Annotated in this window: 27 protein-coding genes; 11 read left to right on the top strand and 16 right to left on the bottom strand. The window is 55.0% G+C overall.

The window, feature by feature from the left end; all coding sequences use genetic code 11:
- Window positions 1-39: 39 nt before the first annotated feature.
- Window positions 40-639 (top strand): FMN-dependent NADH-azoreductase, encoded by a 600-nt coding sequence (locus tag PU624_RS12940; RefSeq protein WP_283547932.1) that lies wholly within the window; start codon window positions 40-42, stop codon window positions 637-639.
- Window positions 640-703: 64 nt separating this feature from the next.
- On the opposite strand, the gene PU624_RS12935 is transcribed toward PU624_RS12940, so the two are convergent.
- Genes PU624_RS12935 through PU624_RS12925 form a run of 3 tightly spaced genes read right to left on the bottom strand, consistent with a single transcriptional unit; the run spans window position 704 to window position 3,869 of the window.
- A complete protein-coding gene (locus PU624_RS12935) occupies window positions 704-1,042 on the bottom strand; it encodes a YdbL family probable chaperone protein (protein WP_283547931.1) in 339 nt (112 codons plus the stop codon).
- Between the two features lie 11 nt (window positions 1,043-1,053).
- A complete protein-coding gene (locus tag PU624_RS12930) occupies window positions 1,054-1,242 on the bottom strand; it encodes a YnbE family lipoprotein (RefSeq protein WP_003853757.1) in 189 nt (62 codons plus the stop codon).
- Window positions 1,239-3,869 carry a YdbH family protein gene (locus PU624_RS12925; RefSeq protein WP_283547930.1) on the bottom strand — a complete coding sequence of 877 codons (2,631 nt, stop codon included), beginning with the start codon at window positions 3,867-3,869 and terminating at the stop codon, window positions 1,239-1,241. Before PU624_RS12925 ends, PU624_RS12930 begins: the two co-directional genes overlap by 4 nt.
- Window positions 3,870-4,014: 145 nt before the next feature.
- Between PU624_RS12925 and PU624_RS12920 the strand changes: the two genes are divergently transcribed.
- On the top strand, window positions 4,015-5,007 hold the full coding sequence (locus PU624_RS12920; protein ID WP_283547929.1) for a 2-hydroxyacid dehydrogenase: 993 nt from the start codon (window positions 4,015-4,017) through the stop codon (window positions 5,005-5,007).
- 44 nt (window positions 5,008-5,051) lie between these two features.
- Here the strand turns inward: PU624_RS12920 and PU624_RS12915 are convergent, their stop codons facing one another.
- Window positions 5,052-5,327 carry a putative hemolysin gene (locus tag PU624_RS12915; protein WP_003853763.1) on the bottom strand — a complete coding sequence of 92 codons (276 nt, stop codon included), beginning with the start codon at window positions 5,325-5,327 and terminating at the stop codon, window positions 5,052-5,054.
- Window positions 5,328-5,511: 184 nt separating this feature from the next.
- Between PU624_RS12915 and PU624_RS12910 the strand changes: the two genes are divergently transcribed.
- From PU624_RS12910 to ttcA, 3 genes are all read left to right on the top strand, one after another.
- A complete protein-coding gene (locus PU624_RS12910; protein WP_283547928.1) occupies window positions 5,512-6,168 on the top strand; it encodes an MgtC/SapB family protein in 657 nt (218 codons plus the stop codon).
- Window positions 6,169-6,364: 196 nt separating this feature from the next.
- Complete coding sequence (locus tag PU624_RS12905; RefSeq protein WP_283547927.1) at window positions 6,365-6,625, top strand: hypothetical protein; 261 nt, start codon at window positions 6,365-6,367, stop codon at window positions 6,623-6,625.
- Between the two features lie 1,029 nt (window positions 6,626-7,654).
- A complete protein-coding gene (gene ttcA / locus PU624_RS12900; RefSeq protein ID WP_283547926.1) occupies window positions 7,655-8,590 on the top strand; it encodes a tRNA 2-thiocytidine(32) synthetase TtcA in 936 nt (311 codons plus the stop codon).
- A 46-nt stretch (window positions 8,591-8,636) separates the two neighbouring features.
- Here the strand turns inward: ttcA and PU624_RS12895 are convergent, their stop codons facing one another.
- From PU624_RS12895 to PU624_RS12885, 3 genes are all read right to left on the bottom strand, one after another.
- Window positions 8,637-8,783 (bottom strand): hypothetical protein, encoded by a 147-nt coding sequence (locus PU624_RS12895; RefSeq protein ID WP_283547925.1) that lies wholly within the window; start codon window positions 8,781-8,783, stop codon window positions 8,637-8,639.
- A gap of 323 nt (window positions 8,784-9,106) precedes the next feature.
- Entirely contained in the window at window positions 9,107-10,090 is a 984-nt protein-coding gene (gene zntB / locus PU624_RS12890) for a zinc transporter ZntB (RefSeq protein WP_283547924.1), read from the bottom strand.
- A gap of 118 nt (window positions 10,091-10,208) precedes the next feature.
- A complete protein-coding gene (locus tag PU624_RS12885; RefSeq protein WP_283547923.1) occupies window positions 10,209-11,828 on the bottom strand; it encodes a peptide ABC transporter substrate-binding protein in 1,620 nt (539 codons plus the stop codon).
- Window positions 11,829-11,979: 151 nt separating this feature from the next.
- Between PU624_RS12885 and mpaA the strand changes: the two genes are divergently transcribed.
- The gene (mpaA, locus tag PU624_RS12880; RefSeq protein WP_283547922.1) at window positions 11,980-12,687 is read left to right on the top strand and encodes a murein tripeptide amidase MpaA; all 708 of its coding nucleotides are present in this window, start codon (window positions 11,980-11,982) and stop codon (window positions 12,685-12,687) included.
- Here the strand turns inward: mpaA and ycjG are convergent.
- Window positions 12,662-13,645, bottom strand: a complete 984-nt coding sequence (ycjG, locus tag PU624_RS12875) for an L-Ala-D/L-Glu epimerase (RefSeq protein WP_283547921.1) — start codon at window positions 13,643-13,645, stop codon at window positions 12,662-12,664. The two genes, mpaA and ycjG, sit on opposite strands and share 26 nt — an antisense overlap.
- Before the next feature lie 146 nt (window positions 13,646-13,791).
- Here ycjG and tpx point away from each other — a divergent pair, with 146 nt between their 5' ends.
- Window positions 13,792-14,295, top strand: coding sequence for a thiol peroxidase (gene tpx / locus PU624_RS12870; protein WP_283547920.1), 504 nt, complete (start codon window positions 13,792-13,794; stop codon window positions 14,293-14,295).
- A gap of 48 nt (window positions 14,296-14,343) precedes the next feature.
- On the opposite strand, the gene tyrR is transcribed toward tpx, so the two are convergent.
- On the bottom strand, window positions 14,344-15,909 hold the full coding sequence (gene tyrR, locus PU624_RS12865) for a transcriptional regulator TyrR (protein WP_090960730.1): 1,566 nt from the start codon (window positions 15,907-15,909) through the stop codon (window positions 14,344-14,346).
- A 229-nt stretch (window positions 15,910-16,138) separates the two neighbouring features.
- On the opposite strand from tyrR, the gene PU624_RS12860 reads away from it, so the two are divergent.
- The 3 genes from PU624_RS12860 to PU624_RS12850 are packed head-to-tail and all read left to right on the top strand — an operon-like array spanning window position 16,139 to window position 18,913.
- Complete coding sequence (locus PU624_RS12860) at window positions 16,139-16,495, top strand: GtrA family protein (RefSeq protein WP_283547919.1); 357 nt, start codon at window positions 16,139-16,141, stop codon at window positions 16,493-16,495.
- A complete protein-coding gene (locus PU624_RS12855; protein ID WP_283547918.1) occupies window positions 16,495-17,445 on the top strand; it encodes a glycosyltransferase family 2 protein in 951 nt (316 codons plus the stop codon). Before PU624_RS12860 ends, PU624_RS12855 begins: the two co-directional genes overlap by 1 nt.
- A 49-nt stretch (window positions 17,446-17,494) precedes the next feature.
- The gene (locus tag PU624_RS12850; protein WP_283547917.1) at window positions 17,495-18,913 is read left to right on the top strand and encodes a hypothetical protein; all 1,419 of its coding nucleotides are present in this window, start codon (window positions 17,495-17,497) and stop codon (window positions 18,911-18,913) included.
- 43 nt (window positions 18,914-18,956) lie between these two features.
- Here the strand turns inward: PU624_RS12850 and PU624_RS12845 are convergent, their stop codons facing one another.
- Genes PU624_RS12845 through pspA form a run of 6 tightly spaced genes read right to left on the bottom strand, consistent with a single transcriptional unit; the run spans window position 18,957 to window position 22,969 of the window.
- Window positions 18,957-20,018 (bottom strand): YcjF family protein, encoded by a 1,062-nt coding sequence (locus PU624_RS12845; protein ID WP_283547916.1) that lies wholly within the window; start codon window positions 20,016-20,018, stop codon window positions 18,957-18,959.
- Window positions 20,015-21,412, bottom strand: coding sequence for a YcjX family GTP-binding protein (locus PU624_RS12840; protein WP_283547915.1), 1,398 nt, complete (start codon window positions 21,410-21,412; stop codon window positions 20,015-20,017). Before PU624_RS12840 ends, PU624_RS12845 begins: the two co-directional genes overlap by 4 nt.
- Window positions 21,393-21,641, bottom strand: a complete 249-nt coding sequence (pspD, locus tag PU624_RS12835; RefSeq protein ID WP_010670225.1) for a phage shock protein PspD — start codon at window positions 21,639-21,641, stop codon at window positions 21,393-21,395. Before pspD ends, PU624_RS12840 begins: the two co-directional genes overlap by 20 nt.
- A gap of 52 nt (window positions 21,642-21,693) precedes the next feature.
- Window positions 21,694-22,044, bottom strand: coding sequence for an envelope stress response membrane protein PspC (gene pspC, locus PU624_RS12830; protein WP_283547914.1), 351 nt, complete (start codon window positions 22,042-22,044; stop codon window positions 21,694-21,696).
- On the bottom strand, window positions 22,041-22,268 hold the full coding sequence (pspB, locus tag PU624_RS12825; protein WP_003853799.1) for an envelope stress response membrane protein PspB: 228 nt from the start codon (window positions 22,266-22,268) through the stop codon (window positions 22,041-22,043). Before pspB ends, pspC begins: the two co-directional genes overlap by 4 nt.
- A 35-nt stretch (window positions 22,269-22,303) precedes the next feature.
- Window positions 22,304-22,969 (bottom strand): phage shock protein PspA, encoded by a 666-nt coding sequence (gene pspA / locus PU624_RS12820; protein WP_283547913.1) that lies wholly within the window; start codon window positions 22,967-22,969, stop codon window positions 22,304-22,306.
- Window positions 22,970-23,133: 164 nt separating this feature from the next.
- Between pspA and pspF the strand changes: the two genes are divergently transcribed.
- Window positions 23,134-24,135, top strand: coding sequence for a phage shock protein operon transcriptional activator (gene pspF, locus PU624_RS12815; protein ID WP_283547912.1), 1,002 nt, complete (start codon window positions 23,134-23,136; stop codon window positions 24,133-24,135).
- A 139-nt stretch (window positions 24,136-24,274) separates the two neighbouring features.
- Here the strand turns inward: pspF and PU624_RS12810 are convergent, their stop codons facing one another.
- Window positions 24,275-25,510 carry an MFS transporter gene (locus PU624_RS12810; RefSeq protein WP_283547981.1) on the bottom strand — a complete coding sequence of 412 codons (1,236 nt, stop codon included), beginning with the start codon at window positions 25,508-25,510 and terminating at the stop codon, window positions 24,275-24,277.
- Window positions 25,511-25,618 lie beyond the last annotated feature (108 nt).

Genomic DNA, 25,618 nt, shown 5'->3' with positions numbered 1-25,618 from the left:
TGAGCGGAAAGTCTTCCGTGTAACAGACAGGAAACCACCATGAGCAAAGTTTTAGTTCTGAAATCAAGCATCCTCGCAGGCTACTCACAGTCAAGCCAGCTCGCTGACTTCTATGTTGAACAGGCAAAGGCACAGGGTAAAGAAGTGACTGTACGTGACCTGGCCGCTAACCCTATTCCGGTTCTGGATGGCGAGTTAGTGGGTGCACTGCGCCCTTCCGAAACGCCACTGTCACCGCGTCAGCAGGAAGCTCTGGACCTGTCCGATGAACTGATTGCAGAACTTCAGGCTCATGATGAAGTGGTGATTGCCGCGCCAATGTACAACTTCAACATTCCTACGCAGCTGAAAAACTATTTCGACCTGATTGCCCGTGCTGGCGTGACGTTCCGTTACACCGAAGCAGGCCCGGAAGGTCTGGTTAAAGGCAAAACCGCAGTGGTGATCTCAAGCCGTGGCGGCATTCACAAAGATACCCCATCCGACCTGCTGACCCCATACGTCAAGCTGTTCCTGGGCTTCATCGGCATCACTGACGTTGAGTTCGTGTTTGCTGAAGGCATCGCGTACGGTCCGGAAGTGGCCAGCAAAGCGACCGCTGAAGCGAAAGATGCGATTACACAGATCGTGACTGCATAAGTCTGCGTCATCTCAGGATGACGATATAAAAAACCGGGCCCTGCGCCCGGTTTTTTTTCGCCGGTTACTGACCGCTGTCTGTTTCCTTTCGCAGCCACTGACCGTTTATGCCACGCACATATTCCCCGGCCGCCGCCCGGCTGACCAGCTTCTGACCGGCAATGCTGGCGACATCGGCCGTGGAGAGATTATTCTGCTCTGCCAGCCGCTGATACTCCTGCTGACGTCCGGCATTAATCCGCTGCACCAGTGCCAGTGTTTCACTGTCCTGTGAACGAGCCGCCAGATAGCCGGAGAGCGTTTCACCTGCCCGGCCCGATTGACGCGCCTCATTGAGCGTCAGTGCCCAGGCAGGCTGTGCCATCGCCAGGGCGAGTAACAGCACTGCGCTTATGCGTTTCATCGTTGCTCTCCTCAGAACAGGCCGCTCTGGTTTTTCAGTAATGCTTCCACGTCTTTATCGACTTTGATGTGGATCTCATGCTCGATTTTCACATTCATGTTGATGGTGATGGGGTCTTTGGGTGCCGTGACTTCAATGCGCGGCACGCAGCCGATGCTCAGCAGTCCGGCTGCCAGAACCAGTAGTGGCCTCAGGCTCATGGTGAAGTGTCCTTGTTCGATGGCAAAGTCGCATGTTGCTCTAACCAGGATTGCAAATTATCGCCAAAGCGCAGGCTGCGCCAGAGCTGAAACAGGTTTTCCTGATGACGATAGTTAAGATTGACCGTCTGACGACGGTTACTGAACTGGCTGACGCCCTGCACCTGTGCTTCCATGGTGAGGTCGCCGAGGTTATTCAGATTGATCGTCGCCCAGCTGCGGGAGACTTCCATATAGCGTAACCAGTCCAGTGCCGCGCCGGTCGCCACGTTGTTGCGGGTTATTGCATCCGCCATATCTTTGTCCAGCCGGAAGGTCAGCGGACCGCTGTTGGCAATCCACCCTTTCTCCACCAGCCAGCGCGGATTATTGAGCCACAGCGGCAGCTCGCCATTGACCTTGCCTGACATGGCGAACTGTTTAGGCTTCAGCGCGGTCACCAGCTCGCTGAGGCTGATATTTCGCAGCGAAACCCGGGCTGGATCATGTTGCGGCATACGCAGGGAGGGCAGCGTGATTTGTCCACCCAGCAGATCCAGACTGACATCCTGTAATGTCAGTGGCGCCTCTTCAGACCACGGCCAGTTACCCTGCAGGTCAGCGCGAATATTCTGCATCGCAAACTGGTTCTTCACCTCGGCAATGCGCAGTGAAACCGGGCCATGCTGACCAAACTGCCATTGCTGCTCATGGAATCTGAACGGCAGTGAGAAGTCGATGCCGTTCACCTGGCTGTCTGGCGTCCAGACGCTGCCCTGTTTGACCGTCCAGTGGCCTCCGGCCTGGAAGCCCTGTTCACTGGCGGCGGAGAAAGCGACCTGTGCCTGCAAAGTGCCGCCCTGAATCTGCATTTTCATGTCAGGGCTGAGGAGCGGCTGAAAGACGACCAGCGACTGCGCTGGCCACCAGGCCTGGCCGCGTAACCGTTCGCCGTCCCAGCGGCCATTCACCCGCAGCGGGCCAACCTTGCCCGCCTTTAACTCGCCCCGCCAGAGAAAATAGCCGGGATCGCGGCCTTTCGCCTCGAAGTCCAGCGTGGAGTCAGCCAGACGGCCGCCGTAGCTGAAGCGAGTCGGGCCCGCCTGGAGTCTGAAATGGCCATTGAAGGAGGGTTGCGCGGCATCACGCTGCCAGTTAACGGGTTCCGTCAGGGTCAGACGCGGTTTTTCGACGTTAACGCTGCCGTAGGCCAGCTGATTAAAACCGGTGGAGAGTGTATCCAGGTGGATCAGGGTATCGTGCCAGCCGCCGGTGCCTTTGACATCCCAGCGAGCCTGCAGCGGCAGCATCTCGCCGCCGCCCCAGTAGCGCCAGTTCCATTCGCCCTTGTCGGGCCAGAAATCCGTCGCGCGGCCATCGAGATGCAGCCGGAAGCGGCCAAAACTGGCATCGTGCGCGTTGAGAATAGCCTGCAGGCGGCCATCAATGCCCTGCGAGGAGAGTCGCACGCCCGCCAGCGGCCAGCGCGCCTCATCGACTTCAAGTGTTGACAGTAATCGGCCACGCAGGCGCAGCAGCGATTTGGGTTGCAGCACTAACTGTGGATCGAGCAGTGATCCGCTGAGCACACCAGGAATGGAGCCATAGAGCTGCAGATCCGCCAGCTTGCTTTCGCCGGTCAGCTGAAACGGCAGATGGCTGTCGGTCAGACTGAGGTTACCTGGACCGATGCCCAGCACAACGTTGCCTTTGCCGCCGCGTCCCTGCGTCAGCAGGTTGACCCGACCGGTGATCTGGCTGCTTTCCAGGCCCGACTGCCAGTTATCCAGCGTCAGGTTAACAAACCCTGACAGCGGCTGGGCCGCCAGTGGCCAGAAGTATTCGCCCTTTTCAATCTGAATCTGATCGCGGCTGATCTGCCAGGGCAGTCTGAGAAGCGGCCGGTTCTCATCCGCCATCGCTACGCGCAGCTCGCCCTGCTGCTGCTGCCAGTTGAGCGTCAGCTGCAGCGGATGTGGCAGCGCGTCCAGCGCCAGCTGTCCGGCCACCTCGCCGTTCACCGGCAGATCCGTCGCGAAGGTGGGTAACTCCAGATGACCACTCAGCGTGACAGGTTCCGGCAGTGCAGGATGGGTGAGTGTCAGGCGACTGATCGCGAGCTGTTGCCCCTTCAGCGTGGCGGCTAACTGCAGATTATCACCCTGATAGTTGAGTTGCTGGCGATCTTTTTCCAGCGTCAGATCCAGCGCGCCCGCATAGGTCTGCCACGGAGCAACGATCAGTTTGCCCAGATGAACGTCAGCGCCAGGCAACATTGCCTGCCATTCGGCCAGCGTTCTTGGGGCGGCGGTGCTCTGTTCACCGGCAGGTAATTTTTGCAGGCAGGTACTCTCCAGCGTCAGCTCTGCCGCATTCAGCTTCCAGCGCGACTGATGCCAGCCCAGTGACACCGCTTTTACGGTTGCCAGCGAGCAATCGCCCGCAAGATAACGAATCTGAGGCAACCACAGGCCACCCTCGCGCCAGCGCGGCGCGCCCGAGAACTCAATGCGGGTTTCATCAGGCAGCCAGATGCCGACCAGCCGTGGCAGCCATTGCGTCACAGTCAACATCAGGCCGAGCAATAGCAGAATCAGCGCCAGAATAGCCGCCAGCCGTCGCCGGAAAATCCGTGGCATAAAAGCCATAATCCTTTTCCTTACAGTATCCTGACAACGATGATGGCATGTAATCTGCCAGAGGTGAAGGTCTGCACCGGGTGCAGGTCAGCTGTTTCAGCAAAGTCAGTCAGAAAACGTTATCCTTGATCTATCACTCTGCAGGAGCATAACGATGAAGATCGCGGTTTACAGCACCAAACATTACGATCAGAAATACCTTGAGCAGGTTAATCAGCAGTTCGGCTTTGAACTGGTGTTTTTTGACTTTTTACTCTCTGAGAGCACGGCCAAAACCGCTGTAGGTTGCGATGCCGTCTGTATCTTTGTAAACGATGACGGCAGCCGTCCGGTACTGGAAGAACTGGCCGGGCTGGGTGTGAAATACATCGCGCTGCGCTGTGCAGGATTTAATAATGTCGATCTGGCAGCGGCGAAAGAGCTGGGTCTGGAAGTCGTCAGGGTTCCGGCTTATTCACCGGAAGCCGTGGCTGAACACACGATCGGCCTGATGATGACTCTGAACCGCCGCATTCATCGTGCTTATCAGCGTACCCGTGACGCGAACTTTTCGCTCGATGGGCTGACCGGCTTCAACATGCATAACAAAACGGCGGGCGTTATCGGCACCGGTAAAATCGGGATCGCGACGATGCGCATTCTGAAAGGTTTTGGTATGCGCCTGCTGGCGTTTGATCCCTACCCGAGTGAGCAGGCGCTGGAACTGGGCGCGGAGTATGTCGATCTGAAGACGCTGTTTGCTGAATCCCACGTCATTACGCTGCACTGTCCGCTGACGCCGGAGAATCATCATCTGCTCAACGCCGATGCGTTTAAACAGATGCGCGATGGGGTGATGGTGATCAATACCAGTCGTGGGGGTCTGATCGATTCACAGGCTGCGATTGACGCGCTGAAACAGCAGAAGATCGGCGCACTCGGCATGGATGTTTATGAGAATGAACGCGACCTGTTCTTTGAAGATAAGTCGAATGATGTGATTCAGGACGATGTGTTCCGCCGTCTGTCGGCGTGTCATAACGTGTTGTTCACCGGGCATCAGGCGTTTTTAACCGCCGAAGCGCTGACCGCCATTTCAGAAACGACACTCAGTAATCTCAGCCAGCTCGACCGGGGTGAAAACTGCCCGAACCGACTCTCTGCCTGACCATTTTCTGTGACTCTGCAGGCCGGAGCAATCCGGCCTGTCTGTCAGCGCGCGCAATTCCCGCCAATCAACGCCTGCTCATCACAGCGACGACCATTCACTAACTGACACATCCCCACGCGCGAACCATCCAGCTGATGTGAAAACGCCAGCGTTCCACCCGCATTTGAACAGGTGCTTTCTGCCAGGGAAGACATCACCACCCGTGGCTGGATATGGGCGGCGGTAGCCTGTTGCGGTGGCTCGTTATCATCACTGTTGCTGCTGCAGGCAGAAAGTAATAACGCGGCACCGGCCAGCAAAAAGGTGGCTGCTTTCATCAATCGAACTCCGGGAATGGGGGTAATAGGCTGGCCCAGCATATGTCAGGCAGGACAAGGGGTCGAGAGGTGAAACAGCTTTTTACAAAATTCCCGGTCGTCATTTGCAAGCAGAATTATCTTGTTTACCTGTTATCGCTGAACTGGCACCCTTTTTCGGCCCTTATTATTTCGGAGTAAAGCCATGTTAATGGATATGTTAATTCGCATCGCCCTGGCCGGTATTCTCGGCGGCCTGATTGGCCTGGAGCGCCAGATGCGGGCTAAAGAAGCGGGACTGCGTACCCATATTCTGGTCGGTATCGGCAGTGCCATGTTCATGCTGGTATCAAAATATGGCTTCGCCGATATGCTCACCAGCGAACATGTGGCCCTTGATCCCAGCCGTATTGCCGCTCAGGTCGTCAGCGGCATGGGCTTCCTCGGCGCGGGCACCATTATGATTCAGAAGCAGGTGGTGAAAGGCTTAACCACGGCGGCAGGATTATGGGTGACGGCGGCTATTGGTCTGGTGATCGGCAGCGGCATGTATGAGATCGGTATTTATGGCACGGTGCTGGCGCTGGTGGTGCTGGAAGTGTTCCGCCGCCTGAGCCATCTTTTAATCGGCAAACATCATACGCTGCTGGTTTTCCTTAAACCCAAAAGCGTCCCGCTGGTGTTGCTGGTGATGCAACGCGAAGGCATTCGCTACGGCAATGTGACGGTGATTAATCGTGATGAGGAGAGCGGCCTGTGTGAACTCAGCGTTCAGGTCACGCTGTCCCGCAAATCCAGTGATGCGCACCTCTACGATAAGGTGATGGAGATAAAAGGTGTGCAGTCACTGGAGATGATGTAACGGTTAAAGCGTTCGGATCCGGCCAGAGGGAACAGCGCAAAGCCAGGCGCTCTCTTCCCTCTTACCTGCCCCCTGGAATTTCAGGCCGTTTTCGTACCAGAACTGGATGAAGCCTGACCTGAGACATAAAGCGTGTCAGAAATTCATGTCATAATGCGTTATTGTTTACTGGTGTGATAATTATTCCCGGATACTAATGCGTTATAACTCTGACAATAGCGAAGTGACTCTGCTGGCTGATGCCCGTAATACTCATCGCTCTGCACTGAGCCTGCTGCTCTTTACGCTGTTTGCGGGTGCTGTGGCCATCATGCTGTTCCTGGGGCATCGTGATTCCTTCAATGATGCGCTGGAAACAGGCCAATGCCTGGCGGAAGAAGGCGTTGAAGATTTCCTGAAAGCACTCAGACATTTTTTACATTTTGCCTATCGCTGGATTTTTAAAACCTGCGACTGACGTTAACTTCTTCAGTGCAGCAGAAAATGAAGGAAACCGTGCCGGTTTACCAGCAGCAAAACCCCGCAGTACATGACTGCAACATAGCAGAGTAAAAAGAGTATCAGCGTCATAATAAATCTGATGCCATACTTTTTTACTTTCTGCGTTTTATCCGGATGTCTCATAGAGGTTAAATGTTGATTCATTTTTTATTCACATATATAGCCGGACATTAAACGGTTTCATCTCTGTTTTGTATTGCCTTAATGTGCGAAAAGAATAGCCTGTCGCAGGATTGTTCATAATAATGCCTTTAACCTCAAATAGGATTCTCCGCATTTTACATTTTCCTGATTATTATTGATTAAATGACACAAGTACTCATTGAGCCACAACGGCTTTGGCCGGGTCATTGCGTACAGGCCAGGATGATATAAAGTCAATGAGACGAAGTATTTTGCATTCAAAGGGAGTGTTATTATAGGCGCGCAGGGTCAACGCATATTCAACAGAATGCGCCTTTAAGATTGTGTCGATTAAAAATCAACTATTGCTCACAAAATAACGCCTGCCGAATTTATGAAAAACTTTTTATTTGATTCGTGTCAAATTACGCGTTCGTAAAAAGAATTCCGTTTATACAGGATTGATAAATTACGACGCATGCTGTTTTTTTCTCATCCGGTAGTAATGATGAAAACGCTGTTATTTCTCTCTGTGATATTGATGACCGCCGGTTGTGCGGCAAAAAAAGATCATCTGCGGGCTGATGCTTACCAGGCCTCTCCCCCTTCCTGCTCAACGCACAGTGATGAGATCGACTGTCAGTGGAATGATGTGCCAGCCAGCTGACATCGTGAAACTGACGACCTGCCGTGTCGCCTCTGGCGGCGATTATCCGCTGATTACTTCACTCCAGTGCTGGCATTCGTGGCAACAATCCGTACCATACGCTGCATATTCGTGACACTGCAGTGAAGTGCCTGGCTGAACGCGCACGGCAATTTGCCCTTCGGCTACGCTTTCTGGTTTTTGAGATAGGTAAAAATGCAAGATAATCAAACGGTTGGCAAGAAAGAACAGTACAACCTTAATAAACTGCAGAAAAGACTGCGTCGTAACGTCGGCGAAGCCATTGCAGATTTTAATATGATTGAAGAAGGCGACCGCATCATGGTCTGCCTGTCAGGCGGTAAAGACAGCTACACCATGCTGGAAATTTTGCGCAGTCTGCAAAAAAGCGCGCCGGTTAACTTCAGCCTGATTGCCGTCAACCTCGACCAGAAACAGCCTGGCTTCCCTGAGCACATCCTGCCGCAATATCTTGAAGCGCAGGGCGTGGAGTACCGGATTATCGAAGAAGATACCTACTCCATCGTCAAAGATAAGGTGCCGGAAGGTAAAACCACCTGCTCACTCTGCTCGCGCCTGCGCCGTGGCATTCTTTATCGCGTCGCGACCGAGCTGGGTTGTACTAAAATCGCGCTGGGTCACCATCGTGATGACATCCTTCAGACACTGTTCCTGAATATGTTCTACGGTGGAAAGCTGAAAGGCATGCCGCCAAAGCTGATGAGCGACGATGGCAAGCAGATTGTGATTCGTCCGCTGGCGTACTGCCGCGAGAAAGATATCATCCGCTTCTCAGAAGCGCGTCAGTTCCCGATTATCCCGTGCAACCTCTGCGGTTCTCAGCCGAACCTGCAGCGTCAGGTCGTGGCCGATATGCTGCGTGACTGGGATAAGCGTTATCCTGGCCGTATCGAAACCATGTTCAGCGCGATGCAGAATGTCGTGCCGTCGCACCTGGCAGATATCAATCTGTTCGATTTTAAGGGCATTAAGCATGGCGATGCGGTCGTTGATGGCGGCGATCTCGCTTTTGACCGTGAAACGTTGCCGTTACAGCCTGTTGGCTGGCGGGCGGATGAAGAGGATGCGCCGGATCTGAGCGCGCGTCTGGATGTGCTTCAGATTAAATAACTGCCTTGCAGGATAGAGGGCGTGCTGCTGACAGCACGCCCTTTTTTTATATGTTGCGGTGTGGCGGTGGATCCATTATCGGCGGATATTCCGGATCGCCCGGCTGATCAGGCTGGGGTGGCGGATGGGGAATCGGTTCAGGAATCGGGACTGGATCCGTAGGGATCGGCTCGCTGTTAACAATCGCGCTCATGCCGTACTCCTTTTCTTGCGAATGGACTTTAAGCTTAGGAAAGGATTGGCGTTCCAGCCAGGCGGGCAAAAAAAAGCCGGCACACTGGCCGGCATGTTACGAATTAAATGTGCTATGCATTAATTCTAAATATGGAAGTAAGACAATATGGAGCGCAACGCCCATCGCTTGACGTTGCATTCACCTGCGGGAGAGAGTTTGCGTCAGCAGCGACATTGGGTTCTTGATGTCGATCAGCTTTTGCTTGCTTAATGAGATATTGATTCCACCAGGCAGGACTGTCTTCACCCAATGTGGCTCCCGCTGATTTCACCTCACCCGCGTTACAGCCAGCGTCGTTTGCGCAGGTAGCCCGCGACCCCTACCGCCAGTACCACCAGCAGCAGACAGAAGATAGTGAAGCCATATTCCCATCCGCCGCCCGGAATGCCGCCCAGATTGACGCCAAACAGGCCAGTCAGGAACGTGGCGGGCAGGAAGATCATCGCCATCAGCGACATGGTATAGGTGCGGCGGTTCATCGATTCCGCCATCGCAGAGGCAACCTCGTCAGCCAGAATCGCCGTGCGCGCCACGCCCGCATCCAGATCATCCAGTCCGCGTCCCAGTCGATCGGCGATTTCCTGCATCCTGCGCCGTTCGGTGTCATCCATCCAGGCGAGTTTTTCACTGGCCAGCCGGGCATAAACATCACGCTGCGGGGCCATGTAACGTCGCATCACAATCAGCTGTTTGCGCAGCAGGCCCAGCTCGCCCCGGGCTGGCATCCGCTGATCAAGCAGCGCATCTTCCAGCTCGATGATTTTGTCATGCAGCTCTTCGATAAACTCACTGGTGTGATCGGTCAGCGTATCACAGACATCCACCAGCCAGCTGCCGCAGTCAATCGGGCCGTTACCGTTTTGCAAATCGGTAAGCACTTCATCGACTGCCGAGACTTTGCGCCGCCGGGTCGACACGATGAGCTTATCGTTGATGAACACCCGCATCACCACCAGCTGGTCGCGACGTGCATCAGTGTTGTGGTTAACGCTGCGCAGCACGATCATAAATCCGTCGCCCAGCCTGCTCACGCGGGGACGCATGCTGTCGCCCGCTAACGCGTCACGCACGGCATCGGGGATCTGTGGCGTTGACTGCAGCCATTCGGCGCTCTTACTGTGGGTATAGTTCAGATGCAGCCAGCAGGGCTGTTCACACTCGATAACTTCATCTTCAGCAATCGGGATCATCCCGCCCTTGCCATCCAGCTGGCAGGAAATGATCGCATCTGAAACCTGTAATGCTTTTCCTTCAATGACGTCCACAACGTTGCCTCACCACTAAAATCAATACGATACAGTCTAACGTGAGTGCGCTGAGTTGCAATCTCCGGGCTGTGTAGAAAGATGTCAGCAGGTGGCCGGGTAACCGGCCACCAGAGGTTTAATGTTTCTCAATCCACAGTTCACGACTGTAGGCGACATCTTCAGGGTTGGTGATTGGATAGCCTTTGACCCAGGGTTTAATCAGGCGGCCATTGGTGTACTGATAGATGGGGGCAATCGGAGCCTGCTCAGCCAGGATCTGCTCGGCGCGGTTGTAATCGCTGTTACGCGCCTGATCGCTGGTTTCGCGGCTGGCCTTGGCGATAACCGCATCATAATCCGTGTTGCTGAAGCGCGCGATGTTGCTGCTGTTACCCGAGGTCAGCAGATTCAGGAAGGTCGAGGGTTCGTTGTAGTCACCGACCCACGAGGCGCGGATCACATCGAAGTTCCCGCTGTTACGGCTGTCGATGTAGGTTTTCCACTCCTGATTTTCCAGCGTGACATCCACACCGAGGTTCTTTTTCCACATTGAGGCCACGGCAATCGCTATCTTCTGATGGCTCTCTGAGGTGTTGTAGAGCAGTTTGAGTTTCAGCGGCTTGCCGGGGCCGTAACCGGCAGCAGCGAGCAGCGATTTCGCCTGCGCATTCAGGGTATCCTGATCGTGCTGCTGCATGAACACAGGCAGTGGCTTAAAGCCCGCTGTCACATCGGGCGTAAAGTGCCACGCCGGTTTCTCACCCGTGCCCAGCACTTTTTCAGCAATCACTTTACGGTCGATAGACCATGACAGCGCTTTGCGAACCCGTACATCGGCCGTCGGCCCTTTCTGCGTGTTAAACGCGTAGTAATAGGTGCCTAACTGGTCAGGTGTGTAGACCTCTCCCGGCAGCGTTTTCTTCAGGAGCGCATACATGTTTTTAGGGAAGGATTCGGTGATATCGATATCGTTGGAACGATAACGCTTAGTGGCGCTCGACTCTTCATTAATCGGAACAAAGGTCACTTTCGTCAGCACCGAGTGCGCATCATCCCAGTAGTGAGGATTACGGGTCAGGACGATCTTTTCGTTCACCACCCGTTCGCTGAGCTGATAGGCCCCGTTGCCCACCAGTTTGCCGGGTGCCGTCCAGCTGTCACCCGCCTGCGCAATAATTTTCTGCGGTACCGGGAAGAGCGCCACGTTAGCCACCAGCGCCGGGAACCACGGCACCGGACGATCCAGCGTCACCTTCAGCTGGTATTTACCCTGGGCGACCACACCCAGCTTATCGGGCGTCATTTCACCTTTAGTAATCGCCGCTGCATTTTCAATGCCGCTCAGGCCCGCGAACCAGGCAAAGGCTGAACTGTTTTTAGGATCGACCAGGCGCTGCCAGCTGTAGACAAAATCCTGAGCGGTGACCGGATCGCCATTCGACCAGCGCGCGTTGTTGCGCAGGGTGAAGACCCAGGTTTTGTTATCACTGCTGCTCCAGCTCTGCGCCACGCCCGGCACGATTTTGCCCTGCGCATCCTGATTCGTCAGGCCTTCGAACAGATCGCGAATCACCTGAATTTCTGGCAGTCCAACCGCTTTAAGCGGATCGAGGGAAGCGGGTTCATCTTTAATATGGCGGACGATTTGCTGCTGTTCAGCCAGCTGCGCGCCTGCGGGTGGATTCGCCGCGATGGCGGGTGTGAGGATGCTGCTCAGACAGAGTGCTGCCAGCGTCATGCGAAAGGTCTTAACCATTATCACTCCTTTACCCAAAGAAGTGCTGCATCAGTCTGTTGCCGATGCAGCTTGTGCAGGGCACTTTATCGCAAATGGCTGACAGATAAATAGCTATTTTCCGCGCACGGCTTTTCCGCTACTTTTAGTAAAACCCTCTGAGGAAATGAGTATGTCGCCACTACATCCGCGTACCCTGCGCGGCAAACTGGACGTTCCGTATCAGCAGTATGGCCGCTCGGTGCTGGGCGCACCGCTGCTGTGGTTTCCGGCCCCGCTGGGCGATCCTGACAGCGGTCTGATCCTGGCCGGCACCCATGGCGATGAGAATGCGGCCATCGCCACCCTCTCCGCCGCATTACGGACGTTGCCCGATGGCATGCGTCGGCACCACGTCGTGCTGGCGGTCAATCCTGATGGCTGTCAGCTTGGGCTGCGTGCTAACGCAAACGGCGTCGATCTCAACCGCAACTTTCCGGCGGCAAACTGGCAGTCGGGCGAGACAGTTTATCGCTGGAACAGCGCGGCCGATGCGCGCGATGTGGCGCTCTCGACCGGCTCGCATCCGGGATCCGAACCCGAAACCCAGGCGCTCTGTGCCCTGATTCATCAGCTGAAACCGCGCTGGATCGTCTCCTGGCATGAACCGCTGGGCTGTATTGACGACCCGCATCAGGTGGAAATTGGCGGCTGGCTGGCCAGCCACACCGGCCTTCCCCGCGTCAGCAGCGTCGGTTATGACACGCCCGGCTCATTTGGCAGTTGGTGTAATGATCTCAGCCTGCCCTGCGTGACCGCTGAAATGCCGGTGATCTCGGTGGATGAAGCCACCGAGACCTATCTTGAAATGATGGTTAACCTGCTGCGCTGGCAGCAATGATCAGCTGACCGTTGCGCACGGTGATCGCCGGTTCTGCATCCACCGCCAGCCAGGTTGGCCCGTCGAGATCGGCGAAGCGGGTCTGCGGCACCAGCGGCAGCGCAGCACGTATCGCCCGCGAGGTGCAAAGCATGCAGCCCAGCATCACCGCAAAGCCCTGCTGCTGGGCGGCATCCGCCAGCGCCAGCGCTTCGGTCAGCCCGCCCGCTTTATCCAGCTTGATATTGACCATCTCATAACGCCCTCTCAGTGACGGAAGGCTTTCACGGGTATGACAGCTCTCATCGGCACAGATCGGCAAAGGATGGATAAAGTTTTCCAGCGCCGCATCTTCACCCGCTGGCAGAGGCTGTTCAAGCATCGCCACATTGATGTCTGCCAGCAGCTGACAGCGTGCCGCCAGGCCTTCAGCGTGCCAGGACTCATTGGCATCCACGATCAGCGTCGCGTCCGGCACGGCGGCACGGATCGCCATCAGCCGTTCGGTAATGAAATTATCATCCAGCTTCACTTTCAGCAGCGTTGCGCCATGCTGCCACAGCGCCAGTGCGCTGCTGGCCATCGCCTCGGGGGTATCGATGCCGACGGTCTGCGCGGTCACCACATCTTCAGGTGCGCTGACGCCGCTGAGTTGCCAGAGGCTACTCTTCTGCTGGTGTGCGGCAAGATCCCACAGTGCGCTGTCGATGGCGTTGCGGGCGGCCCCGGCAGGCAGCGCCTGTTGCAGCGCTTCACGCGTCATCCCCTGTTGCAGCGCAGGCAGCAGCGTGGCGATTTGTGCCAGCACCGAGGCTTCGCTTTCACCATAGCGCGCATAGGGCGTGGCTTCACCGACGCCTTTGACGCCATCCTCCTCAATTTCAACGACCACCACTTTAACTTCTGTCCGGGTTCCACGGGCAATGACAAACGGCGTATGTAACGGCCAGGCTTCGGGATAACTTTTTACCGTTCTCATTTCCACTCCACAATGTGTGACGCAGTGGCAGACCGCCACGTTAAATTCCACAATTGAACTCGTAAACCCTTAACATTTATGTCATAAACAACGGCTATCTTTAGCCGTTTTGTGTCAGATCTTTTTTACCATCAAAAGGAATCACTATGTCTCAGACTGTTCATTTTCAGGGTAACGCCGTACCGGTTGCAGGTCAGTTTCCTCAGGCTGGCGATAAAGCCAAAGCTTTCACGCTGGTCGCTAAAAACCTGGTTAACGTCGCGCTCTCTGAGTATGCAGGAAAACGTAAAATTCTGAACATTTTCCCAAGCGTTGATACCGGCGTTTGTGCATCATCAGTGCGCAAGTTTAATCAGGCTGCAAGCGAGCTGAATAACGCCGTAGTGTTATGCATCTCTGCTGACCTGCCGTTTGCCCAGTCACGCTTCTGTGGCGCAGAAAACCTGAGCAACGTGGTGACCCTGTCGACGCTGCGCGGTTCAGAGTTTAAGTATGATTATGGCGTGGAAATTGCCGATGGTGCGCTGGAAGGTCTGACCGCTCGTGCCGTGATCGTGCTGGATGAGAACGATAAGGTGATCTACAGCCAGCTGGTTGATGAAATCACCACTGAACCTGATTACGATGCTGCGCTGGCCGCGCTGAAGTAATAAAAAAAGCGGATAACCCGGTTATCCGCTTCTCACCTCTCCTGCCGCTTATTCGCTTTCGTTACGCTTCTGCCCCAGACCATATTCCCGCAGTTTGTTAGCAATCGCGGTGTGTGACACGCCCAGCCGTTTTGCCAGCTTTCGGGTGCTGGGATAAGAGAGATAGAGCCGCGTCAGAATCGACCTTTCGAAACGGCTGGTGATCTGATCCAGCGTGCCTTCCAGTGCCTCATCGCCCAGTGACACATCCAGCGCCTGCTCGGGCAACACGATATCCTGCGGACGCAGTTCGTAACCTTCCAGCTGAGTCAGTGCGCGATAAAGGGAATTTTTTAGCTGACGCACATTGCCGGGCCAGGCATAGCGGGTCAGAAACGCATTGAGCTGTGGCGACAGACGCGGACGCGCCATGCCCTGCTCATCTGCAAATCTGGCAACAAACATTTCGGTCAGCGGCAGAATGTCCTGTGGACGATCGCGCAAAGGCGGCAGCTGCAGCGTCAGCACATTAAGCCTGTAGAAAAGATCCTCGCGGAACTCCCCGCGCTGCACCAGCTCAATCAGGTTCTTCTGCGTCGCGCAGATCACCCGCACATTGACATGCACTTCATGCTCTTCGCCGACGCGACGGAAGGTGCCATCGTTGAGAAAACGCAGCAGCTTGGTCTGCATTCTCGGCGACATCTCGCCAATCTCATCCAGCAGAACCGAGCCACCATTCGCCTGCTCGAAAAAGCCTTTCTTGCCTTCAAGCGCATTCGGATAGGCACCGGCAGCATGACCAAACAGCTCGCTTTCCGCGACGTCGTCGGGCAGTGAGGCACAGTTCAGCGCCAGGAATGGATTTTTCCCGCGAGCGCTGCGCAGATGACAGGCGCGTGCCAGCATATCTTTCCCGGTGCCGGTGTCGCCGACAATCAGCAATGGCGCATCAAGCATCGCCAGCTTGCGCGCCTGATCGACCACCTGACGCATCTTCGGCGTGACGGCAATGATGTGGTCGAACTCCGATTCGTCGGTCACCACCAGATTCTGCAACTGGCGGCCCATGCGGGCGGTTGATTTCAGCATCACCATCGCGCCCACCGGCCTGTCGTTCTGGCCCTCTTCGCCCGGCAGGTAGATAGGACGCGCTTCCATCAGGAAATCGCGCCCTTCAATGACCACATGCTGCGCCTGCGCTTCAACCCGATCGCTTTCCAGCCAGCGCATAAAGTTAAAGCCGTTGATCAGGTTACCCGCGCTGAAATTGCGCATCTTCTCTTCATCGAGATTAAACAGGTTCTGAGCGGCCGGATTAGCCAGTTCAACCTTGCTTTTCAGATCGATGGAGAAAACCGGATCCGGCATCGCCACCAGCAGCGCACTGAGCGCACGATGTTCACGTTCAGAAGGCATGTACGTTACCGTGCGCACATCTGTTACGCCTGGTGTACGCCGGATTTCCGCCATCAGATTACTGAAGGCGTCAAATTCCAGTGCAGAAAAGTTCAGGTAAATGCGGCCAAGCGCCGTGATTTCGATACCGCGTAAATCAATGTTGCGTGCCACCAGCAGGTCGAGCAGTTCACGCGTCAGACCGATACGGTCCTGACAGAACACTTCCAGACGCATTGCGTTCGCCTTAATCAGGTTCAGATTCGTTAATAATACGCTATGTGAAGCACCTGCAGAAAGGGATCTGTCAGGAAAAGTTGACAGCCCTGGCGCGTATGGTGGCGTTTTGTACTGTCCTGCGGAATTAGCCGGTTCGCCACTGTTTGTCAGCCTTTGTCAGCCCCGGACTGTTGCTGGCTGGCTGATTGCTGTATATTTTTCCCAACTGATTAGAATTGATTATAATATGCTGACTTTCTTCGCAAAATATCTGACGGTGGGTCTGGTGAATACCCTGATCCATTGGGTGACCTTTTTTATCTGCCTCAGTCTGGGTCTGTTCCAGTCGACCGCAAACCTGATTGCCTTTTGCCTGGCCGTCACTTTCTCTTTCTTTGTAAATGCACGCTGGACCTTTAAACAGCAGGCCACCGCCTTGCGTTATAGTCTTTATGTCGTTTTTATGGGCGCGATGGCATTCAGCGTAGGTTATCTGGCCGATCGTTTCGGCCTCTATCCGCTTATTACGCTCGTCGCCTCATCGGCTATCAGTCTGGCGTGTGGCTTTCTCTTTTCCCGCTTTATCGTATTCAAAGGAGAATAATGAAAATCTCTCTGGTGGTACCGGTATTTAATGAAGAGGATGTCATCCCTCTTTTTTATAACGCGGTCAGAAAAGAGGACGCGCTGGCCGCCTGGCAGGTGGAGATCGTTTTTATCGATGATGGCAGCACAGACGCAACACATGCGCTGATTAGCCAGCTCAGCCAGAGCGATCCACTGGTGCGCAGCCTGTCGTTTATTCGTAATTTCGGCAAAGAACCGGCACTGTTTGCCGGACTGGAAGCCGCAACTGGTGATGCCGTAATCCCGATTGATGTGGATTTACAGGATCCGATCGCGATTATTCCCGAGATGATCCGCAAGTGGCAGGCAGGCGCTGATATCGTGTTAGCCAAGCGGATTGACCGCAGTGCCGATGGTCATCTTAAACGCAAAACCGCCCACTGGTTTTATAAACTGCACAACAGCATCAGTCATCCGCAGATAGAGGAGAACGTTGGTGATTTCCGGCTGATGTCGCGTGAAGTGGTTGAGAACATCAAGCTCCTGCCTGAGAAGAGTCTCTTTATGAAGGGCATCCTGAGCTGGGTCGGCGGACAGACCGATATCGTCGAGTACGTGCGAACTGAACGGATCGCGGGCCGTAGCAAATTTGGCGGCTGGAAACTGTGGAATCTTGCACTGGAGGGACTCACCTCCTTCTCTACCGTTCCGCTGCGCATCTGGTCTTATCTGGGCTTCTTAGTCGCCTCGCTGGCCTTCCTGTATGGACTCTGGATGATCGTGGACAAACTGCTGTTCGGTAACCCGGTGCCAGGCTATCCCTCTATTCTGGTTTCCGTACTGTTTCTCGGTGGCGTTCAGCTCATTGGTATTGGCGTGCTGGGTGAATATATTGGCCGCATTTATATGGAAACCAAAAACCGGCCTCGCTATATTTTGCGAAAATCCGCGCCAGCAAAAACTCACTCACCGCAGAACACCGATTAAACTGCCCATTCAGGCGCAGAGAACAGGGTCAGATTAAAAAGGATGAAAGATGCTCGCCACTGATACCGGATTGACACGCCGTAAGGTTTTTTTGCTTATTGCGATCGTTTTTCTGATTGCTTACAGCCCCGCTTATTTAACCCATTACGCTTATACTGATGACTGGACGAATCTCTACTGGGCCAACTTTGATAAGCTCAGTATTTTAAACTGGGACACGTTATCCGGCAGGCCGGTGTATGGCATTATTCAGTACAGCGCCTCGTTTCTGGTGGAGAGCGTAGAAAGGCTGGCGCTGCTGCGTTCTGTTGCGATTGTTCTGCTTATTTTTACCGGATATTACATCTACAGCCTGTGTCAGAAAGATGCACTGCTGGAGAATCAGGCTCAGCGGATCACCTTTGCGTTACTGCTGTGTCTGCTGCCTTCATTCCAGGTGTACGTCGCATGGGCATCCTGCTTTCCCTATGTCGCTGCCATTTTACTCGCGGGTGCCAGCTACCGTCTTTCGATTAAGCCCGGAATGGCCTGCCGCCTGTTAGCGTTCTGCCTGCTGACCATCGCTTTCTGTCTCTATCAACCGGCCGCAATGACTTTTACTTTTTTTGCCGCGCTGGATCTTTGCTTTTCAGAAAGAAAAATCGACAGGAAGCGGGCGCTGATCTCTCTGATAGTCCTTGGCGCAGGCATGTTCGCCGCGCTGATCGCCTCGAAGGTTCTGCCGGTCCAGCTCTATGGTCATACGCTGCCCCGCTCAGCATTCAGCTACGACATCCCGGTTAAGCTGAAATGGTTTTTCACGGAATACCTGAAGAACGTTATCTGCAACTTTGACCTCGGCGCAAAAACGGTGTCGGTGATCATCTCTTCGATCGTTATTGGTTTCGGGCTTAAAAAAATTAAAGCCGCAGGCAACGACAAATTTTATCTGATGTTCGTCTTACTGCTGATCGCCGCATTGCCCAATCTGATTGTCAGTGAAAGCATGGCGGCTTACCGCACGCTGATTGCCGGTGCGCTGATCACTTCCAGCGCGTTCATCCTCGGCCTGTTTGAAATCAGCAAAAAGTTAAAATGGAAAAATGCTTTCTATGCACTGCTGGTCATCGCGGCGGCCTCGCTGGCAATCAGTCACCTGATTAACGGTTACTCTGTTCCGGCTCGGAAGGAATTTGCCCTGCTCGATCAGGCAATCACGCAGCAGGTACCGAAAGAGTTCAGGGGCGCGCTCTATTATCGCCTGACCGGTGAATATTTACCGAAGGTCGCGACGTTACGAAAATATGATGATTTCGGTGGGCTGGGCCTGAGCATGTCATGGACATTTGCCGGGATGGCGCATTTTATCCGGGAGAAACATGGGATGGCCTTTACGCTGCCCGCGGATCCGGTGATCACTGATGAATCTACCTGTCCGGGTGAGTGCCTGACGATCGATTCGCGGCAGGTACTGCGTCAACCGCAGTAAATAACAAAGGCGGCAATGCCGCCTTTGTTTTGTCACGAGAGCGTCAGGCTGACTTATTGCCGCCCTTCTGTAACGCCTCTTTCAGCTGGCCCAGCAGCTCACCACGGAAATCGCCGAGACGAGGCTTATCCTGCTCCAGCCACGGCAGTGGACGACAAAGCTCCATCGCTTTAATGCCGAGTCTGGCTGTCAGCAAACCTGCGCCTATACCCTGCGCGGCTCGCGTGGAAAGCCGGGCGGCAATATCCTGCGACATCCAGTCCATCCCCACTTCCCGCACCAGCTCCGATGCGCCAGCAAAGGCCATATTGAGCAGCACCAGCCGGAACAGCCGGATGCGGCTGAAGTAGCCCAGCTCGATGCCATATATCGCTGCAATGCGATTCACCAGCCGCAGATTACGCCAGGCGATAAACGCCATATCCACCAGTGCCAGCGGGCTGACCGCAATCATCAATGTCGCTTCCGCAGCATGACGGCTGATTTCGCGCCGCGCCTGCCGATCCAGTACCGGCTGCACCAGCTGTGCATATAAGCGAACGATTTCACTGTCATTGTGGGTCTCATGGAGCGAGGCGTGCCAGCGCTGCAGAGCCGGATGCGCCTGATCCAGCTCCGCCTGCTGCGCCAGTTTTTCGCAGAATGCCCGGCCTTTGCCAATGCCATGACTGTGCAGCAACTCCCGGCCCACATCCCGCTCCTCAGCACGCTGACGCAGCTGATAGAGACGACGCCACTCGGTGGTCAGCGCGCCCACACCTGCCAGCACGATCAGGACGCCCGCTACGCCGCTGCCCAGCGAAAACCAGTCGCGGGCCAGCCAGGCGTCATGTGTCCACTGCACACCCTGCGCAATCACGCTGACGCCAAACAGCAGCGCACCTGCAGTCACCATTTTGCGCCACAGGCTGCGCTTAGGTTTCAGCGCGGCTTCCACCGCCCGCTCACCGGCGCCCTCCTCTTCGACAGCAACCTCTTCATCCTGCACCGCCAGAAACGCAGCCTGCGCGTCGGCTTCAAAGGTCTGCGCCGGACGCAGCGGCGTGCTGCTGCTCTCATCCAGCGGGCGGGCAAAATCGATACGCGGCTTCAGCGGATCACTCATCGCAATTTATCTCCCAATAAAAATTCCAGCGCGGCATCCATGCGGATATGCGGCAGCGGGCGATCGACGTCGAGCTGCTGCGGCCGGAACTGTTCAAACTGAAAACCCTGCTGCTGCCAGAAAGCATTGCCGGGCAGACGCGGCGGGACTTCGCCCGGATAGACGGTGAGCGGCTCGCCATCATCCAGCCGATGGCCGCGCAGGGCCGGGATCTTCTCGCCACGGTGATCGACCAGCCCGCTCTGCGTCGCCTGCACCGACGCCAGCCCGATGCAGTCCATGCTGATTCCCTCAAACGCCGCGTTCTGCCAGGCATCCTGCACCAGTTGCTGCAACAGCGACACCATGTTGCCGTGCTGATCGCTGGTGATGTGATCCGCCTTGGTCGCGGCAAACAGCAATTTATCGATCACCGGCGAAAAGAGCCGACGAAACAAGGTGCGCTGACCGTAATGAAAGCTTTGCATCAGTTGGGTCAGCGCCAGACGCATATCATTAAACGCCTGCGGGCCGCTGTTCAGTGGCTGCAGGCAGTCGACCAGCACAATCTGGCGGTCAAAACGCAGGAAGTGATTTTTATAAAAGCCTTTCACCACATGCTGGCAGTAATAGTTGAACCGCTGTTGCAGCATGCTGAAGTTACTGCCTTTATCCGCCTGCGCCAGTTTAGTGAGTTGCGCCTCATCAGCCGTCGGCCAGGGGAAGAACTGCAGCGCGGGCGCGCCGGCCATGTCGCCAGGCAGCACGAAACGACCGGGCTGAATAAAGTGTAAACCTTCAGATTTACAGCGATGAAGGTAGTCGGTCCAGGCAGCCGCAATTTCTGCCAGCTGGGTTTCATCGGCGGGGGCAAGTGGATCAAGTTTTTCACAGAGTGCGCGCCAGGGCTTTGCCCACTCCGCACGATCGCCCTGCAGCAGTCCGTTCATCTGCCGCGACCAGGCGAGGTAGTCCTGCGCCAGCATCGGCAGATCCAGCAGCCATTCACCAGGATAGTCGACAATCTCCAGATAGAGTGTCGCTGTCTCTTTCAGGTGGCGCAGCAGCGAATCATTGGGACGGTAACGCAGCGCAAGGCGCATTTCGCTGACGCCACGGGTTGGCGTCGGCCAGGCGGGCGGCGTGCTGTAGAGCTGAGCCAGACCTTCGTCGTAGGTAAAACGCGCCGTGCCCATATCACGCTGTGGCACCCGTTTTACACCTAACAGCCGCTCATCCCGCACAACGGAAAACAGCGGCAATCGGGCGCCACTGTGAACTGTTAAAAGCTGATTAACCAGTGAAGTAATAAAGGCGGTTTTACCGCTGCGGCTTAATCCGGTAACCGCCAGCCGCAGGTGGCGATCAACGCCACGGTTCATCAACGCCATTATTTCAGTTTGCAGTCTTTTCATCTTTCTCCCTGATGAAGCGCGATGCCACCCGGTTCATCACGCGTTTCAGCAATGGCTCAAGCGCCACAGCCAGCAGCAGACGTAACGGGCGTCGCGCTACCGATTTCACCGCCCAGCCAGTGACACCGGCGGGACCATAGGTAACTGCATTGATAATGATGAATTTAGCCGCCGACTTCAATGCAGGTGCCGCGCGGTGACGAAAAGCAGTGGATCGCGAAAAAGACATTAACACCTCCATTGAGAGAGCGGACGGGCCTGAACAGGCCCGGCATCAGAAATCAAATCTGGCGGAAGCGGCTGCGTACGCTGAACGTTTCAGACGTGACATAGCGTTCCACGTCGCGCACGCTGCGCTCGTCCTGCTGCAGGGCGCGTTCCAGCTGGTCCAGCAACTCGCTGGTGCTGGGCTGGCGTTCGCCTTCATAAGCATTCGCGGGCTTCACATCCAGCACAAAACCCAGCACGAAATAGGCGATCACCGTGAAGACAAACAGACCAAAGAACAGCGATAACACCACGATAACCCGAAGCAGACGAACCGGAATGTCGAGATACTCTGCCAGGCCCGCGCAGACGCCCATCAACTTTCCTTCGTCAGGCTTACGCCACAACTTGCGGCCTTTCATCATGGCTGCCTCCAGTTTGGATGTTCGGCGTCCAGAATCGCTTCCAGCGCGTCAATACGTTCGCGCATCCGCTGCGCATCCTGCGTGACGCGCTGCAGGCGCTGGATTTCGCTTTGCGACAGTTCCGAACCGCCGTTGCGTTTGTTGTTGTAATGCAGCCATAACCAGATCGGTGCGACAAATAGCACGAAGATCGTTAAGGGTATGGCGAGAAAAAGTGCGCTCATTGACTCTCCTTAATCACTTATTGCAACGTCGGTAATTACTCACCGCGGTTCATTTTTGCCTTCAGCGCGTTGAGCTGCTGGCTGATCTCATCATCCGCTTTCAGGTCAGTAAACTGCTGGTCCAGCGTTTTTGGCTTACCAAAACCGTGGCTTTCTGCTTCCGCTTCCATGTGGTCGATGCGACGTTCAAAAGATTCGAACCGCGCCATCGCTTCATCGATTTTACCGCTGTCCAGCTGACGACGAACATCGCGTGATGAAGAAGCCGCCTGATGACGCAGAGTTAACGCCTGCTGACGGGCACGTGTTTCGGTCAGTTTTTTCTCCAGCTCGCTGATTTCACCTTTCATGCGTTCCAGCGTCTCTTCAACCTGGCCCACTTCCTGTTTCAGGGAGGCAATCAGATCGGTGAGTTTCTGTTTCTCAATCAGCGCTGAACGCGCCAGATCATCTTTATCTTTGCGCAGGGCCAGCTCGGCTTTTTCCTGCCATTCTGCCTGCTGAATTTCCGCCTGCTCAATGCGGCGTGACAGCTGTTTCTTTTCAGCCAGTGACCGCGCAGAGGTAGAACGTACTTCCACTAAGGTGTCTTCCATTTCCTGAATCATCAGGCGGACCAGTTTCTGTGGATCTTCTGCACGTTCAAGCAGGGAATTAATGTTGGCATTTACGATGTCAGCGAAGCGAGAAAAAATACCCATAATAATGTTCCTCTTTTAATGTTTTAAAACATGATGTCCTGCTTAGCTAATACAAGATGCGTGCCAATTTTTCATACCATTGTTTTTAAAGGGATTTGATATTTTACAGCCCCGCCCGCATGTTTTAAGATAGTGAAAATGATTAAGGGGTGGCGAAATTCATCATGATAGGCACTAACGATAATCTTCTGGGTGAGTCGAACAATTTTCTTGAGGTGCTTGAGCAGGTTTCCAAACTGGCGCCGCTGGAAAAACCGGTATTAGTGATTGGCGAGCGCGGGACGGGTAAAGAGCTGATTGCCAGCCGTCTGCACTATCTCTCTGACCGCTGGCAGGGACCGTTTATTTCGCTGAACTGCGCCGCGCTGAATGAGAATCTCCTCGACTCTGAACTGTTTGGTCATGAGGCGGGCGCCTTTACCGGCGCGCAGAAACGCCATCTCGGGCGGTTTGAACGTGCCGACGGCGGCACGCTGTTTCTGGATGAGCTGGCAACAGCACCGATGCTGGTTCAGGAAAAACTGCTCAGGGTAATTGAATATGGGCAGCTGGAGCGCGTCGGCGGCAATCACTCTCTGCAGGTGAATGTGCGACTGGTCTGCGCCACCAACGAAGACCTGCCCGCATTGGCAGCCGAGGGGAAATTCCGCGCGGACCTGCTGGATCGTCTGGCCTTCGATGTGGTGCAGTTACCGCCCCTGCGCGAACGCCGCAGCGATATTCTGGTGATGGCCGAGCATTTTGCTATCCAGATGTGCCGCGAACTTGGCCTGTTACTGTTTCCCGGCTTTACCCCACGGGCGCAGCAGGCTCTGCTTGATTACCACTGGCCCGGCAACGTCCGTGAGCTGAAGAACGTGGTGGAGCGCTCGGTCTATCGTCATAACAGCAGCGAACAGCAGCTGGATAACGTCATCATTAACCCGTTTGCTTCACGCCCTGAGCCGGTTGCTGTTATCCGTGCCAGTCAGAACGCGGATACTGTCGGCCTGCCTGCTCTGCCGCTGGATCTGCGTCAATGGCAGAACCAGCAGGAGCGGGATCTGGTGGAAGCCAGCCTGCAACAGGCTCGCTATAACCAGCGTCGCGCCGCCGGATTATTAGGCGTTACTTATCATCAGTTGCGCGCGATGATGAAGAAGCACGATATAAAAGCGGAAATTTAATTCGCCCCCGCCGAGGAATGCTTACCCTGCCTCATGAAGAATTATCTCAACGAGGCAGGCGATTGTTGGCAAGGTTTCTTACCTTCCGGAGAAATGAAAAGCTGATTCCCGGCTGCTTTGTCATAAAGGAAAATTGCTATCACGTGTTGTACGGCTTAGTTCCCATTCGTTCAGGTTGCCTGAGGGCCGGAACCCATCCGACGGCAGCGGTAACAATGACAACGGCCAGTGCTGACATCAGTAAGACACGCTCTATGCCATATTGTGCCGCCAGCGGCCCCGCAACCAGTTGTCCAAAGGGAATGGCAATAAAAGAACCCATCGCATCATAAGCGTACACGCGTGCCAGTTTATCCGCCGGAATGTGAGTCTGTAATGAATGCGCCCAGGTGACGCCGAACAGGCCTAATGAAACGCCAGCAATAAAGAAACCCACTATCAGCCCTGCTGCTGGTATATTCTGGCTCAGCATAAATATCGGGAGTGCGCACAGACCCGCCATCATCGCGCCAATCAGGAGATCGCGACGAGGATGCCATTTCATAGCCAGAAATGAACCCGCAATTAAACCCACGCTATGGGCAGCCACAATAATTCCCCACTGCGCCCGCCCGAAAGAGGCGTCGGCAATCATCGGGCCATAGACCTCCACAATTCCATTGAACGCGACGTTGATAATGGCGAACTGAAGGACTATCGACCAAATCCAGCTTCGTCCGGCAAATTCTGCCCAGCCTTCTTTGATATCGCGCAGGATATTCCCTTGCGTGGTCCCGGCATTATTCGGGCTGACGCGCATAAGGAAATAAAGCGGCGCGGAAGCCGCAAAGCCCAGCGCATCAATCGCCAGTCCCCAGCCTGGTCCGACAGCGCTGGTAATCACGCCTCCCATCGACGCCCCCATCACCGTGCCACCATAAACACCGAGCTGAATTAATGCATTAGCCTGTCGCAGGTGCTTTGCAGGCACGACCTGCGGAACCAGCGCAGACGAAGCAGGCAAAGCAATCCCCGCTGCCGCGCCATTCAGAGCACCCAGCAAGGTGAGGCTGATTACCGTGGCTGAACCATCAAGCACAGACCACGCAACGATAGCCTGAGAAACAGCGGCAACCAGCGCCGATACAACTAACACCCGACTGCGTGAATAGCGGTCAGCAACGACACCCCCCACCAGCAGAAACAGCACGTTGAACAGGGAGCGGGAAGCCACTACCACGCCTAAATCAGAGGCGGATCCCCCTATATCGAGTACCGCAAAAGCCAGCGCAATGGGTGCGATTCCATTGCCCAGTACGGTGAACAGACGCCCCATAAAGAGATAACGAAAGGAGGCATAATGGAAAACCTGAACGTTTTTCTGGATTTTATTCATTGTCAGGCGCTGGGTGAGCTGAAGTTGTGCATATAGTAACTGCGTTTCTGTAATAGTTAAGTCCGGTTTTGTGCAGGTCTCCCGCACGTTATTGCGAGGCTTTACAGA

This window comes from Pantoea sp. Lij88 (genome assembly GCF_030062155.1).
Taxonomy (GTDB): domain Bacteria; phylum Pseudomonadota; class Gammaproteobacteria; order Enterobacterales; family Enterobacteriaceae; genus Pantoea.
Note: the sequence above shows the minus strand (reverse complement) of the source record. Positions and strands in the feature narration are given on the sequence as shown.

Bases quoted from the DNA above. Each gene is read 5' to 3' on its own strand.
- PU624_RS12935 (WP_283547931.1), bottom strand. From the start codon at position 1,042: ATGAAACGCATAAGCGCAGTGCTGTTACTCGCCCTGGCGATGGCACAG.
- mpaA (WP_283547922.1), top strand. From the start codon at position 11,980: ATGTCGCCACTACATCCGCGTACCCTGCGCGGCAAACTGGACGTTCCG.
- PU624_RS12860 (WP_283547919.1), top strand. From the start codon at position 16,139: ATGCTGACTTTCTTCGCAAAATATCTGACGGTGGGTCTGGTGAATACC.
- PU624_RS12910 (WP_283547928.1), top strand. From the start codon at position 5,512: ATGTTAATGGATATGTTAATTCGCATCGCCCTGGCCGGTATTCTCGGC.
- PU624_RS12930 (WP_003853757.1), bottom strand. From the start codon at position 1,242: ATGAGCCTGAGGCCACTACTGGTTCTGGCAGCCGGACTGCTGAGCATC.
- ttcA (WP_283547926.1), top strand. From the start codon at position 7,655: ATGCAAGATAATCAAACGGTTGGCAAGAAAGAACAGTACAACCTTAAT.
- PU624_RS12840 (WP_283547915.1), bottom strand. From the start codon at position 21,412: ATGAAAAGACTGCAAACTGAAATAATGGCGTTGATGAACCGTGGCGTT.
- PU624_RS12920 (WP_283547929.1), top strand. From the start codon at position 4,015: ATGAAGATCGCGGTTTACAGCACCAAACATTACGATCAGAAATACCTT.
- PU624_RS12895 (WP_283547925.1), bottom strand. From the start codon at position 8,783: ATGAGCGCGATTGTTAACAGCGAGCCGATCCCTACGGATCCAGTCCCG.
- PU624_RS12845 (WP_283547916.1), bottom strand. From the start codon at position 20,018: ATGAGTGATCCGCTGAAGCCGCGTATCGATTTTGCCCGCCCGCTGGAT.
- tyrR (WP_090960730.1), bottom strand. From the start codon at position 15,909: ATGCGTCTGGAAGTGTTCTGTCAGGACCGTATCGGTCTGACGCGTGAA.
- pspF (WP_283547912.1), top strand. From the start codon at position 23,134: ATGATAGGCACTAACGATAATCTTCTGGGTGAGTCGAACAATTTTCTT.
- PU624_RS12810 (WP_283547981.1), bottom strand. From the start codon at position 25,510: ATGAATAAAATCCAGAAAAACGTTCAGGTTTTCCATTATGCCTCCTTT.
- PU624_RS12905 (WP_283547927.1), top strand. From the start codon at position 6,365: ATGCGTTATAACTCTGACAATAGCGAAGTGACTCTGCTGGCTGATGCC.
- PU624_RS12885 (WP_283547923.1), bottom strand. From the start codon at position 11,828: ATGGTTAAGACCTTTCGCATGACGCTGGCAGCACTCTGTCTGAGCAGC.
- PU624_RS12850 (WP_283547917.1), top strand. From the start codon at position 17,495: ATGCTCGCCACTGATACCGGATTGACACGCCGTAAGGTTTTTTTGCTT.
- PU624_RS12915 (WP_003853763.1), bottom strand. From the start codon at position 5,327: ATGAAAGCAGCCACCTTTTTGCTGGCCGGTGCCGCGTTATTACTTTCT.
- pspC (WP_283547914.1), bottom strand. From the start codon at position 22,044: ATGATGAAAGGCCGCAAGTTGTGGCGTAAGCCTGACGAAGGAAAGTTG.
- pspB (WP_003853799.1), bottom strand. From the start codon at position 22,268: ATGAGCGCACTTTTTCTCGCCATACCCTTAACGATCTTCGTGCTATTT.
- tpx (WP_283547920.1), top strand. From the start codon at position 13,792: ATGTCTCAGACTGTTCATTTTCAGGGTAACGCCGTACCGGTTGCAGGT.
- ycjG (WP_283547921.1), bottom strand. From the start codon at position 13,645: ATGAGAACGGTAAAAAGTTATCCCGAAGCCTGGCCGTTACATACGCCG.
- pspD (WP_010670225.1), bottom strand. From the start codon at position 21,641: ATGTCTTTTTCGCGATCCACTGCTTTTCGTCACCGCGCGGCACCTGCA.
- pspA (WP_283547913.1), bottom strand. From the start codon at position 22,969: ATGGGTATTTTTTCTCGCTTCGCTGACATCGTAAATGCCAACATTAAT.
- PU624_RS12855 (WP_283547918.1), top strand. From the start codon at position 16,495: ATGAAAATCTCTCTGGTGGTACCGGTATTTAATGAAGAGGATGTCATC.
- PU624_RS12940 (WP_283547932.1), top strand. From the start codon at position 40: ATGAGCAAAGTTTTAGTTCTGAAATCAAGCATCCTCGCAGGCTACTCA.
- PU624_RS12925 (WP_283547930.1), bottom strand. From the start codon at position 3,869: ATGGCTTTTATGCCACGGATTTTCCGGCGACGGCTGGCGGCTATTCTG.